Raw genomic sequence first — 11,983 nt, 5'->3', positions numbered from 1 at the left:
GTGTGGTCCTATCGGATCGTCGCGCCCTACGTGTTCGAGCGGGCGCCGATCCCCGACAAGGCACCCGAACAGCTGGCCGAGGGCCAGGTGCTGCTGCGGTTCCTAGCCGCCGGCGTCTGCGGCAGCGACCTGCCGGCCTTCCGCGGCGCCCAGGGCCGGCTTCCCGGAGACGACGGGCCCAGCGCGGCGGAGAAGGACGGATTCCCGATCCATGAGGTCGCCGGCGAGGTGATCGCCAGCAGGCATCCCGATCATCGCCCCGGCGATCTGGTGGTGGGCTGGGCATCCGGATTCGACGGGCTGATGGAACGCGTCGTCACCGACGGCAACGGGCTGGCGCCCTACGACCCGGCGCTGACCCCCGCGGAAGCGGTCGGTCTGCAACCACTGGCGTGCGTTCTCTATGCCTGCGAGCAACTGCCCGACCTGTCCGGCCGGCACGTCGCGATCATCGGCCAGGGCTCGATCGGGCTGCTGTTTTCCTATGTCGCCAAGGCGACCGGCGCCCGGCGCGTCACCGGGGTCGACCCGATCGACCGCGAAGGCGTCGCAACGGCATTCGGCGTCGACGACCGGGTGCGCGCCACCAGCGACCGCTGGGTGAGCCAGCTGGCGCCGGCGGACCGGGCCGACGTCGTCATCGAAGCCGTCGGCCACCAGGTCGCGACACTCGGGCACGCCATCCAAGCCGCCGGCCCCGGCGGCACCGTCTTCTACTTCGGCGTTGCCGACGACGAGGCCTACCCGATTAGCATGCGACTCATGCTGCGCAACAACCTGACGCTGAAATCCGGTGTGACGCTTGACCGGCGGCGAATGTTGGAGCTCGCCGGCAAATTCGCCGCGGTCCATCCCGAGCTGCTGGGCTCGTATCTCACCCACACGTTCGGCGTGCACGATGTCCAAGACGTCCAGGCGGCTTTCGAACTGGCCTGCCGGCCGGTGCCCGAGCGCATCAAGATCGCGATCGCGCAATGAGCATCTTCGGCGCCGACCACCCAACCCCGCTGTGGGGTGGTTGGATCACCGGCCCGTCGCTGATCGGGCCCGAGGAATTCGCCCGCGCCGGTTACGACTACCTGGGTTTCGACGCCCAGCACGGATACCTCGACGACGCCGACATCGCCGGGATACTGAGGCGCATCGAACACCTCCCCATCGCTACCGTGGTGCGACTGCCGAATGCCGACGCCGCACCCATCGGGCGAGTGCTGGACGCCGGCGCCGACGCCGTCGTCATCGCGATGATCGAGTCGGCCGACGAGGCCGCCGCGGCGGTGGCCGCCTCCCGCTACCCCCCGGCGGGCGTGCGGAGCTTCGGTCCGCTGCGCGCAAGCCTCGGTCTCGACCCGGCCGAGCACGAATCCCGCGTGAGCGTGTTCGCGATGATCGAAACCGCCGGGGCTCTGTCGGTCCTGGATAAGATCTGTGCCGTCGACGGTCTGGCCGGAATCTATGTCGGGCCCGCCGATCTGGCCATCTCGATGGGTGTCGACGTCGTCGGGGCGACCGGCCATCCGAAGGTGCTGGACGCGATCGAGCGAATTCATCGCGCGGCGACCGACGCCGGGCTGCTCACCGGGATCCATGCCGGCGGGGGCAAGACCGGTCACGCCATGGCACAGCTGGGATTTCGGATGATCACCCTGGCGGCCGAATCGCAGGCGCTGCGGCGCGGCGCGGCGGCGCACCTCCGTGAGGCGACCGGACAGTGACCGACGACCAAGCCGCGATTCGCGAAGTGATTGCCGGCTACGCGCTGGCTCTCGACGCCGGCGACATCGAGGCGTGCCTAAGGCTGTTCAGCGACGATGCCGAATTTGTTGTCTACGGGCGATCTTTCGCCGGGCTCGACGAGATAGAGAAGATGTTCCGGGATGCGCCGCGCGGCCTGCATCTGACCGGGGCCTCGCGCATCGACGTCCGCGACGATACCGCGACTGCCCGATCCCAGGTGCTGTTCGTCCGCGCCGGTGACCTGCACCTGCGGCCCGCGCTGTACGACGACGAACTGGCGCTTGTCGACGGGCGGTGGTGCTTCCGGCGGCGGCGGTGCCAATTCGTGACCAGCCACGGCCTGTCCGACAGCCCCGAGGTTCCGTGACCATGAATCAGCGCGTCGCACTGGTGACCGGCGCCGCCGGCGGGCAGGGCTGGGCCATCGCCAAAAGGCTACGCGCGGACGGCTATTCGGTGGCGGCCTGCGACGTGCGGGCCGGCGAATTGGCCGCGGCGGTCGACGAGCTGGGCGACGACAACGTGATCGCGATCCAGCTCGACGTGACGTCGCAGGCGCAGTGGGACGCGGCCGTCGAGCGCGTCGTCGAGGGGTTCGGGTCGCTGAGCGCGCTGGTCAACAACGCCGGAGTGCTGCACCGGGCAGCGTTGGCCGACGAGACTGCCGACGATTTCGAAAAGGCGTGGCGGGTCAACTGCCTGGGTGCGTTCCTCGGCATGAGCGCCACCCTGGATCTGCTACTGGAGGCCGAACACGCGGCGATCGTCAACATCTGCAGCACCGGGGCGATGCGCCCGTTCCCTCACCACAGCGCCTACGGCGCGTCCAAGTGGGCATTGCGGGGCCTGACCCAGACCGCCGCCGCCGAACTCGCGCCGTCGGGCATTCGCGTCAACGCGGTCTTCCCGGGACCGATCGCCACCGAAATGCTCGACGCGGACATCCAGTCACGGCTGGCCGAGACCGCGATGTTCGGACGGCTCGGACAGCCGCGCGAAATCGCCGACGCCGTCGCGTTTCTGGTCTCCGAGGAGGCGTCGTTCATCACGGGTTCGGAGTTGGTCGTCGACGGTGGGCAATGCCTACAGATCCGATGAAGATCGGCATCATCGGCGCCGGGCCCGGTGGCCTGGCGCTGGGAATTCTGTTGAAGCGGGCCGGTTTTCACGACTTCACCATCTTCGACCGCGAAGACGACGTCGGCGGAACGTGGCGGATCAACACCTATCCGGGGCTGGCATGCGACGTCAAGTCGCACCTCTATTCCTACTCGTTCGACCTGAACCCGCACTGGTCGCGGCTGTGGTCACCGCAGCCCGAGATCCTGGCCTACTTCGAACGCTGCGCGGACGATTACGGTCTTCGCCCCCATCTGAAACTGCGCACCGAAATCCGTTCCGCCAGCTGGGATGGCGATACACACCGGTGGTGCCTGACCGCCGCCGACGGGGCGCAACACCATTTCAACGTCGTGGTTTCCGCCGTCGGATTGTTCACCCGGCCGCTGCTTCCGGATCTCGTCGAACAGGAGCCGTTCACCGGAACGGTGATGCACTCCTCACGATGGGACCACTCGATCCCACTTGAAGGAAAGCGGGTGGCGGTGCTGGGAACGGGTTCGACGGCCTCACAACTGGTCCCGGAATTGGCCAAGGTCGCCGACCGGGTGTATTCGGTGCAACGATCGCCGACCTGGATATTGCCCAAGCCGGACCGGCTCTACACGCGCCGCGAGCGCTGGATTCTCGCCCACGTGCCGTTCGCCAAGAAGCTGTACCGGACCCGGCTGTGGCTGCGCAGCGAATCCAACATCTCGGTGATAGAGCATGGCAGCGAAAAGACCCAGGAGTTCACCGCGCTTGCCCTGGGCATGCTCGAAAAGACCGTCGCCGACGAGGAATTGCGCCGCAAGCTGACCCCCAACCACCCGATGGGCTGCAAGCGACTGGTGTTCTCGTCGGACTACCTACCCGCATTGACGCTGCCCAACGTCGAGGTGGTGAACAGCCCGGCCCGCTACCTGCGGGCGCGCTCGCTGGTCACCGAAGACGGCAGCGAACGCGACGTCGACGTGGTGGTGTGCGCCACCGGCTACGCCGCGGCCGACTACCTGGGCGAGCTCGACGTCTCCGGAGAACACGGAACGACGCTGCGCGAGGCCTGGAGCGACGGGGCGCACGCGTACTTCGGCATGGCCGTTCCCGGGTTTCCCAACTTCTTCATGCTGTACGGGCCCAACACCAACGTCGGCTCCAACAGCGTGATCTTCATGCTCGAAGCCCAAGCGCGCTACATCGTACGGGCGTTGACATACCTGCGGCGCAAACGCAAGACATACATCGCGGTGCGGCCCGCGGCGCTCGCGGAGTTCGTCGCCAAGATCGATCGCTGGATGGTCGGCACCGTCTGGACCACCCAGTGCAGCAACTACTTCCGAGCCCCGAACGGCCGGGTGGTCACGCAGTGGCCGCGAAGCGCGCGCAGCTTCTGGGGAATGACGCGCCGGTTTCGGCCCGCCGACTTCAGCTTCCGGGCCGAGGCCCGCTCCGCCAGGGACGGGGACTCGGTGGGGGCGCTGGAAACAACATGACCGAATTGGACGGCTTCGATCGGCTCGATCCCGCGCTGCGCGCTGTCGCCACCACGCGGACGGACTTCACGCCGGCCGCCATCGAACTTATGCGCGGACCGTTCAACGAGCGGCGCCGCATCGCAGCGGAATGCGTTGCGGTGCAAGGTGTCCAGATCGTCGACGACACCGTGGCGACCGAGAGCGGCGGTGTGCCGGTGCGGATCTATCGCGGCGCAAAGCCGCCGGCCCCGGCGGTGGTGTACTGCCACGCCGGGGGCTTCGCGCTGGGAAACCTGGACACCGATCACCGCCAGTGCGTGGAGCTCGCGCGGCGCGGCCGGTGCACGGTGGTATCGGTCGACTACCGGCTCGCCCCCGAGCATCCCTATCCGGTCGCCCTCGACGACGCGATCGCCGTGCTGCGCTGGGTGGCCGCCGGCGCCGCCGACCTCGGCATCGATGGGGCCCGCGTGGCCGTCGCCGGCAGCAGCGCGGGTGCCGCCCTGGCCGCCTGCCTCGCGCACGGCGCCGCGCGCGAACCGCGGGTCGTGTTCCAGTTGCTGCACCAGCCGGTGCTGGACGATCGGGCCACCGCGTCGAAGGCGCAGTTTCGCACCAGCCCCGCTTTCGACGGCGAGGCGGCGGAGCTGATGTGGCGCCACTACCTGGGCCCGGCAGCCGCCTCGGGGGATGCCTTGCCCGCGCGCCGAGACCGATTCGACGGCCTGCCACCGACTTTGATCACGTGCGCGGAGATCGATCCCTTCCGCGACGAGGCGATGGACTATGCGCTGCGCTTGCTGCGCGCCGGCGTCTCCACCGAGCTGCACGTGTTCGCGCGCACCTGCCACGGATTCGATTCGCTGCTGCCCGACTGGTCCGTGTCCGAGCGGCTGTTCGCGTTGCAAGGCGAAGCGTTGCGGCGGGCCTGGGAGATCTGAACGCCCCTAGGATGGCAGCGATGGCGTGCTGCGATTTCTCGATCATCGCCGAGGGCTGCGACGCAGCCTTCACCGTCGACGCGTCGCGGGTGACTTTCGGACGCGGTTGTCTGGCGGAGCTGGGCGACAGGGCACGAGCTCTCGGGGTGCGGCGGGTGGCCTTGTTCTCCGACGCCGGCGTGGCCGAACTGCCCATCTTCGCGACGGCGCACGAGTCGCTCGTCGCGGCCGGACTGGACGTCGTCAGCTACACCGACGCCCATGTCGAGCCCACCGACGCGTCTTTCCTCGACGCCGCGCGTTTCGCCCGGGAGACGGACCCCGACGGCTACGTATCGCTGGGCGGCGGCTCCGTCATCGACACGTGCAAGGCCGCCAATCTGTACGCCACCCATCCCGCCGACTTCCTGACCTATGTCAACAAGCCGATCGGCGAGGGCAAGCCGGTGCCCGGCCCGCTCAAGCCGCATATCGCTTGCCCCACGACCGCGGGCACCGGCAGCGAGGTAACCGGCATTACGATCTTCGATCTCCTGGCGCTGAAGGCGAAGACGGGCATCGCCTCGCATGCGCTGCGTCCCACGGAGGCGCTCGTCGACCCCGACTGCACCGCGAGCCTGCCGCCCGAGGTGGTCGCCTCGGCGGGGCTCGATGTGCTGTCGCACGCGCTGGAGTCCTACACGGCGCGGCCCTACGTCCAGCGGCACGCTCCCGAACGGCCCAGCTTGCGGCCCATGAGCCAGGGCGCGAATCCCTGGAGCGACCTCGGCTGCCGTGAGGCGTTGCGCCTGCTGGGGCAGTTTTTGGAGCGCGCCGTGAGCGACGCCTCCGACGGCGAGGCCCGCGAGCAGATGATGTGGGCCGCAACGCTTGCGGGCATCGCGTTCGGCAACGCGGGCGTTCACGCGCCGCACGGCATGGCCTATGCCGTTGCGGGGCTGGTGCGTGACTTCCGGCCCTCGGGCTACCCGGCCGACGAGCCGCTCGTGCCGCACGGCATGGCCGTCATCCTCAACGCACCGTCGTCGTTCCGCTTCACCGCGGAGGTCAGCCCGCAGCGACACCTGGAGGGCGCGCGGCTGCTCGGCGCCGAGACGCGCGGCGCCGGCGCGCAAGATGCGGGCGAGGTGCTGGCCAACGAACTCATCCGCATCATGCGAGCCGTGGGCATGCCCAACGGGCTCGGCGGGGTGGGCTACACCGACGACGACGTGGCGGCCCTCACCGAAGGCGCCCATCCCCAGCAGCGCCTTCTGCAGAACGCTCCGCGCGACATGAGCAAGCCGGTTCTGGCGGACTTGTTTCGGCAAGCCATGCGCTACTGGTAGTCAAGACGCATGACTTCGGCTCCAACGGTTCCGCCTCCACCGGACGGGTTGACCAGCCGCGACTTCCCCATCCTGTGGCCGGTGGGAACCCGGTGGGCCGACAACGACATGTTCGGCCACTTGAACAACGCGGTGTACTACCAGTTGTTCGACACCGCGATCAACGCCTGGATCAACACCAGCACCGGGCTCGACCCGACCACCATGCCCGAACTGGGCATCGTTGCCGAGTCCGGTTGCCGCTACTTCTCCGAACTGCATTTCCCGCAAAACCTGGTGGTCGGCCTCGCGGTGACCCGCCTCGGTCGCAGCAGCGTCACCTACCGGCTCGGTCTGTTCGGGTCGGCAGGGGAAGAAGACGACGGCAGGGCCCAACCGATCACCGCGCTAGGGCACTGGGTGCACGTCTACGTCGACCGGACGAGCCGCAAGCCGGTCCCGATACCCGACGCCATCCACGCACTGTTGTCGACGGCCTGCGTGGCACCCGCGTAGCCGCAATAAATAGAAGCAATAAATAGAAGCCACCCGAGATGGCGCCCAGCACTGGGCGTTTCGTGGCTTGGCTATGCTTCGCCAATGCCAGTCCTGAGCAAGACCGTCGAGGTCGGTGCCGACGCCGCCTCGATCATGGCCATCGTCGCGGATTTCGAGGCATACCCGCAGTGGAACGACGAGATCAAGGGGCTGTGGATCCTCGCCCGCTACGACGACGGGCGGCCCAGCCAGCTGCGGCTCGACACCGAGGTTCAAGGCGTTGCGGGCACGTATATCCAGGCCGTGTACTACCCCGGCGAGAACCAGATCCAGACCGTCATGCAGCAGGGCGACCTGTTCGCCAAGCAGGAACAACTGTTCAGCGTGGTCGACGTCGGCACATCGAGCCTGTTGACGGTGGATATCGACGTCGAACCCTCGATGCCCGTGCCCGCGCCGATGGTGAAGTCCATGCTCAACACCGTGCTCGACCACCTCGCGGACAACCTCAAGCAGCGCGCCGAGCAGCTGTCCGCGAACTAGGAAGCCCGCGGGCTCAGTCGAAGATCCCCGACCGCTTCAGCATCTCGGTCAGCCGCTGCGCCCCATCGGTGAATTGCCAGACGGTGTGCTCGATGACGGCGGCGGTGTCGCGCTTGCGCAGCGCCGCGATCAATTTCCGGTGGTTGTCGACCGCGGCCACAGCCCACTCCGGGTCGCCGGCGTACACCAGCACCGGCATGTAACGGGCGGCGTTCAGCAGGAACCAGGCCAATTTGATGCGACCGCTGGCCTGATTGAAGACGCGGTGAAACGCGAACTCGATGCCCGCGATGGCCTCGGCGTCGCCGGAGCCGACCGCCGCCTCGAGGGCATGATTGATGCGCTCGAGTTCGTCGATCTCGCCGTCGGTGATGTGGTCGGTGGCCGCGGCGGCCAGCTCCCTGGCGATCGTCGCCTGCAGCCAGAAGATGTCCTGAATGTCCTGACGGGTCAGCGGCAACACGAAGTGACCGCGGTGCGGTTCCAGTTGCACCATGCCCTCGCCGCGCAGTTTCAGCAGGGCCTCGCGCACGGGGGTGATGCTGACCCCGAGTTCGGCCGCGGTCTCGTCAAGGCGTATGAAAGTCCCCGGACGCAATGTCCCGGACATGATCGCCGCGCGCAGACGACCCGCGACTTCGTCGGACAACTGCGCCCTGCGCAGTGGCCGCCGGCTCCGCGGCTTCGTGGAAATCGGTGCGTTCACGGGGGCTGCCAGGGCTTTCAGGGGCTCGGCGGGGGTTGTCTTTGGGGCATTAAAGCCATAGTGTGACCCACACAACACCATGTTTTATCAAATATCAACCTGGCGCAAGCGGTGCGCGAGTGTAAGGGGAGGTAGTAGTTGACCGCACAGTTGGCCAGCCACACGACGCCCGCAATCACCGAGCAGCCTTACCGGGCCCGGCGGCAGAACTGGGTGAACCAGCTCGAGCGGCACGCGATGATGCAGCCGAACGCGACGGCGCTGCGCTTCCTCGGCAACACCGTGACGTGGGGTGGACTACAGCACCGGGTCTCGGCGCTGGCCGACGGATTGAGCCGGCGGGGTGTCGGCTTCGGCGACCGGGTCATGATCCTGATGCTCAACCGCACCGAATTCATCGAGTCGGTGCTGGCCGCCAACATGCTCGGGGCCATCGCCGTCCCGCTGAACTTCCGGCTCACCCCGGCCGAAATCGCCTTCCTGGTCGAGGACTGCGAAGCCCGCGTCGTGATCACCGAACCCGTGCTCGCCCCGGTGGCCACCGGGGTCCGCGACATCCAGCCGCTGCTGAGCACGATCGTCGTGGCGGCCGCCTCGACCGACGACGGGGTTTTCGGCTACGAGGACCTCATCGACGAGACCGGCGATCCGCACGAACCCGTCGACATCCCGAACGACTCGCCGGCCCTGATCATGTACACCTCGGGCACCACCGGCCGCCCCAAGGGCGCCGTGCTGACCCACACCAACCTGACCGGCCAGACGATGACCGGCCTGTACACCAACGGCGCCGACATCAACAACGACGTCGGCTTCGTCGGTGTCCCGTTCTTCCACATCGCGGGAATCGGCAACATGCTGACGTCGCTGTTGCTCGGCATCCCCACCGTGATCTACCCGCTCGGCGCGTTCGACCCGGGCCAGCTGCTCGACGTGCTGGCGGCGGAGAAGGTCACCGGCATCTTCCTGGTGCCCGCACAGTGGCAGGCGGTATGCAACGAACAGCAGGCGCGACCGCGTGATCTGCGGCTGCGGGTGATGTCGTGGGGAGCCGCTCCGGCCCCCGACGCGCTGCTGCGCGAGATGTCGGCGACGTTCCCCGGCACCCAGATATTGGCCGCTTTCGGCCAGACCGAGATGTCGCCGGTCACCTGCATGCTGCTGGGCGACGACGCGATCCGTAAGCGTGGATCGGTCGGAAAGGTGATCCCCACCGTCGCCGCCCGCGTCGTCGACGAAAACATGAACGACGTCCCCGTCGGCGAAGTGGGCGAAATCGTCTACCGCGCACCAACGTTGATGAGCGGCTACTGGAACAACCCGGCGGCCACCGAGGAGGCGTTCGCGGGCGGCTGGTTCCACTCCGGGGACCTGGTGCGGATGGACGACGAGGGTTACGTCTGGGTGGTGGATCGCAAGAAGGACATGATCATCTCCGGCGGAGAGAACATCTACTGCGCGGAGGTGGAAAACGTCCTCGCCAGCCATCCCGACATCGTCGAGGTCGCGGTCATCGGCCGAGCCCACGAGAAGTGGGGCGAGGTGCCGATCGCGGTCGCGGCCGTCACCGGCGACCAGCTTCGACTCGACGACCTAGCCGGCTTCCTGACCGAGCGGCTCGCCCGCTACAAGCACCCGAAGGCGCTCGAGATCGTCGATGCACTGCCCCGCAACCCCGCCGGGAAGGTGCTCAAGACTGAGCTACGCCTGCGCTACGGCACTGCGGAGGCGTCTGAAAGCCGTTCTGCGTCAAGCGGTTCAACCGCCGGGGAGGAGGGCTGACGAAAACCGAAACGTTTGCCCGTAATTGACGGAGGGTTAATTGTGCAGTTGTCGGTTCACACGTGCTCGGCCATCGGGTACATTCCTGTGGTCTCCGTTACTACTTGCGAGTAGGGAGCCGATGGTCACATACGAAGGGTCCGGGCGAGGACAGGGCGTGCGACACGATTCGCCGCGGCGCTGGGAGGCGCGCGGTGCTTGCGGGAGGGGACAGCGGTGACGACGACGGCCACAGGGCCACGGCTGACCGACTATGCCCGCGACCGCGTGGCCCCCTTCCTCACGCTCGTCGGTGGCTTTTTCCGGATGTGCGTGCTGACCGGTAGGGCGACATTCCGGTGGCCATTCCAGTGGCGCGAGTTCGTCTTGCAGTGCTGGTTCATCATGCGCGTCGCGCTGCTGCCGACCATGGCCGTCTCGGTGCCGGTGACGGTGCTCTTCATCTTTACGTTCAACATCCTGCTGCTCCAGGTCGGCGCCGCCGATATCTCGGGGGCGGGCGCGGGCGTTGCCGTGGTCACCCAGATCGGCCCGATCGTGACCGTGCTGGTGGTCGCCGGCGCGGCGGCCACGGCAATCTGCGCCGACCTCGGTGCTCGCACCATCCGCGAGGAGATCGACGCGATGGAGGTGCTCGGCATCGACCCGATCCACCGATTGGTGGTGCCCCGGGTTCTGGCTTGTGCGACCGTCGCGATGTTGCTCAACGGCCTGGTGAGCATGGTCGGACTGGTCGGAGGCTTCCTCTTCGGCGTCTACCTCCAGAATGTGTCCGGCGGTGCCTACCTCGCCACGCTGACCCTGATCACCGGGCTGCCCGAAGTGGTCATCTCGACGGTCAAAGCGGCGACATTCGGCATGATCGCGGGCCTGATCGGCTGCTACCGGGGCCTCACCGTCCGCGGCGGCGCCAAGGGCTTGGGCACCGCCGTCAACGAGACGGTCGTGATGGCCGTGGTCGCGCTGTACGCGGTCAACGTGGTGCTGACCACCATCGGTGTCAAATTCGGAACGAGCGCAGTGAAATGACGACGACCGGAGTAGTTCGCGCCCGCTTCCCGCGGTTGGCCGCCAACCTCAGCCGCGTCGGTAACTTCACGACCGGATCCCTTGACGAAGCCGGAAAGCTGGGCTGGTTCGCGGTAATCGGCGGTCGCGGCATGGGGTGGGCGCTGACCCGTTACCGCAAGGAAATCTTGCGGCTGATCGCCCAGGTCGGCATGGGCACCGGCGCCATGGCCGTCGTCGGCGGCACGGCGGTGATCATCTCCTTCGTGACGCTGTCCGCCGGCTCGCTGGTCGCCCTTCAGGGTTTCGCGTCGCTGAGCCAGATCGGTATCCAGGCCCTCCTCGGGTTCGTCGCCGCACTCATCAACGTGCGTCTTGTTGCCCCCGTCGTCTCCGGCGTTGTGCTGGCGGCCACCGTCGGCGCCGGCGCCACCGCGGAACTGGGCGCCATGCGGATCAGCGAGGAGATCGACGCGCTGGAGGTCATGGGGATCGATTCGGTGGCATACCTGGTCTCCACCCGGGCGCTGGCCGGGCTGGTGGTCATCATCCCGCTGTACTCGTTGGGGCTGATCATGTCCTTCCTGTCTCCGGCCGTCGTCACCACGGTGCTGTACGGACAGGCCACCGGAACTTATGAGCACTACTTCCGGACGTTCTTGCGCCCCAATGACGTCTTCTGGTCGTTCGGCGAGGTCATCATCATGGCGGGGGTTGTGATGCTCACCCATTGCTATTACGGGTACAACGCCAGCGGCGGACCGGTCGGGGTCGGCGAGGCCGTCGGGCGGTCCATGCGCTTCTCGCTTGTCTCGGTGAACGTCATCGTCCTGTTGGCCGAAATGGCGCTCTACGGCGTCAACCCGAACTTCGCTTTCACGGTGTAGC

General features: G+C 67.4%; 13 protein-coding genes. 12 read left to right on the top strand and 1 reads right to left on the bottom strand.

Translation table 11 applies throughout. The features are described from left to right. The 9 genes from ACQI5H_RS06940 (at nt 1) to ACQI5H_RS06900 (ending at nt 7,599) form a co-directional block, all read left to right on the top strand. The gene (locus ACQI5H_RS06940) at nt 1-978 is read left to right on the top strand and encodes a zinc-binding dehydrogenase (RefSeq protein WP_427078662.1); all 978 of its coding nucleotides are present in this window, start codon (nt 1-3) and stop codon (nt 976-978) included. Next, nucleotides 975-1,715, top strand: coding sequence for an HpcH/HpaI aldolase family protein (locus ACQI5H_RS06935; RefSeq protein ID WP_427078661.1), 741 nt, complete (start codon nt 975-977; stop codon nt 1,713-1,715). Before ACQI5H_RS06940 ends, ACQI5H_RS06935 begins: the two co-directional genes overlap by 4 nt. Beyond that, nucleotides 1,712-2,104: a nuclear transport factor 2 family protein gene (locus ACQI5H_RS06930; protein ID WP_427078660.1), complete on the top strand. Its 393-nt coding sequence runs from the start codon at nt 1,712-1,714 to the stop codon at nt 2,102-2,104. Before ACQI5H_RS06935 ends, ACQI5H_RS06930 begins: the two co-directional genes overlap by 4 nt. Nucleotides 2,105-2,106: 2 nt before the next feature. Then, nucleotides 2,107-2,835, top strand: a complete 729-nt coding sequence (locus ACQI5H_RS06925; protein ID WP_427078659.1) for an SDR family NAD(P)-dependent oxidoreductase — start codon at nt 2,107-2,109, stop codon at nt 2,833-2,835. Beyond that, on the top strand, nt 2,817-4,328 hold the full coding sequence (locus ACQI5H_RS06920) for a flavin-containing monooxygenase (protein ID WP_427078658.1): 1,512 nt from the start codon (nt 2,817-2,819) through the stop codon (nt 4,326-4,328). Before ACQI5H_RS06925 ends, ACQI5H_RS06920 begins: the two co-directional genes overlap by 19 nt. Next, complete coding sequence (locus tag ACQI5H_RS06915; protein WP_427078657.1) at nt 4,325-5,251, top strand: alpha/beta hydrolase; 927 nt, start codon at nt 4,325-4,327, stop codon at nt 5,249-5,251. Before ACQI5H_RS06920 ends, ACQI5H_RS06915 begins: the two co-directional genes overlap by 4 nt. A gap of 20 nt (nt 5,252-5,271) precedes the next feature. Further along, the gene (locus ACQI5H_RS06910; RefSeq protein ID WP_427078656.1) at nt 5,272-6,579 is read left to right on the top strand and encodes a hydroxyacid-oxoacid transhydrogenase; all 1,308 of its coding nucleotides are present in this window, start codon (nt 5,272-5,274) and stop codon (nt 6,577-6,579) included. A 9-nt stretch (nt 6,580-6,588) separates the two neighbouring features. After that, a complete protein-coding gene (locus ACQI5H_RS06905) occupies nt 6,589-7,074 on the top strand; it encodes an acyl-CoA thioesterase (protein WP_427078655.1) in 486 nt (161 codons plus the stop codon). 84 nt (nt 7,075-7,158) lie between these two features. After that, entirely contained in the window at nt 7,159-7,599 is a 441-nt protein-coding gene (locus tag ACQI5H_RS06900) for an SRPBCC family protein (protein ID WP_427078654.1), read from the top strand. 13 nt (nt 7,600-7,612) lie between these two features. On the opposite strand, the gene ACQI5H_RS06895 is transcribed toward ACQI5H_RS06900, so the two are convergent. Further along, nucleotides 7,613-8,305 carry a GntR family transcriptional regulator gene (locus ACQI5H_RS06895; protein ID WP_427078653.1) on the bottom strand — a complete coding sequence of 231 codons (693 nt, stop codon included), beginning with the start codon at nt 8,303-8,305 and terminating at the stop codon, nt 7,613-7,615. Nucleotides 8,306-8,443: 138 nt separating this feature from the next. On the opposite strand from ACQI5H_RS06895, the gene fadD5 reads away from it, so the two are divergent. The 3 genes from fadD5 (at nt 8,444) to ACQI5H_RS06880 (ending at nt 11,982) form a co-directional block, all read left to right on the top strand. Beyond that, nucleotides 8,444-10,087, top strand: coding sequence for a fatty-acid--CoA ligase FadD5 (gene fadD5, locus ACQI5H_RS06890; RefSeq protein WP_427078652.1), 1,644 nt, complete (start codon nt 8,444-8,446; stop codon nt 10,085-10,087). Nucleotides 10,088-10,393: 306 nt separating this feature from the next. After that, nucleotides 10,394-11,116 (top strand): MlaE family ABC transporter permease, encoded by a 723-nt coding sequence (locus tag ACQI5H_RS06885; RefSeq protein WP_427078857.1) that lies wholly within the window; start codon nt 10,394-10,396, stop codon nt 11,114-11,116. Then, on the top strand, nt 11,113-11,982 hold the full coding sequence (locus ACQI5H_RS06880) for an ABC transporter permease (RefSeq protein WP_427078651.1): 870 nt from the start codon (nt 11,113-11,115) through the stop codon (nt 11,980-11,982). The genes ACQI5H_RS06885 and ACQI5H_RS06880 overlap by 4 nt, the downstream gene beginning before the upstream one ends. Nucleotide 11,983: the final 1 nt, after the last annotated feature.

Source organism: Mycobacterium heidelbergense (genome assembly GCF_050205645.1).
Classification (GTDB): domain Bacteria; phylum Actinomycetota; class Actinomycetes; order Mycobacteriales; family Mycobacteriaceae; genus Mycobacterium; species Mycobacterium heidelbergense_A.
Note: the sequence above shows the minus strand (reverse complement) of the source record. Positions and strands in the feature narration are given on the sequence as shown.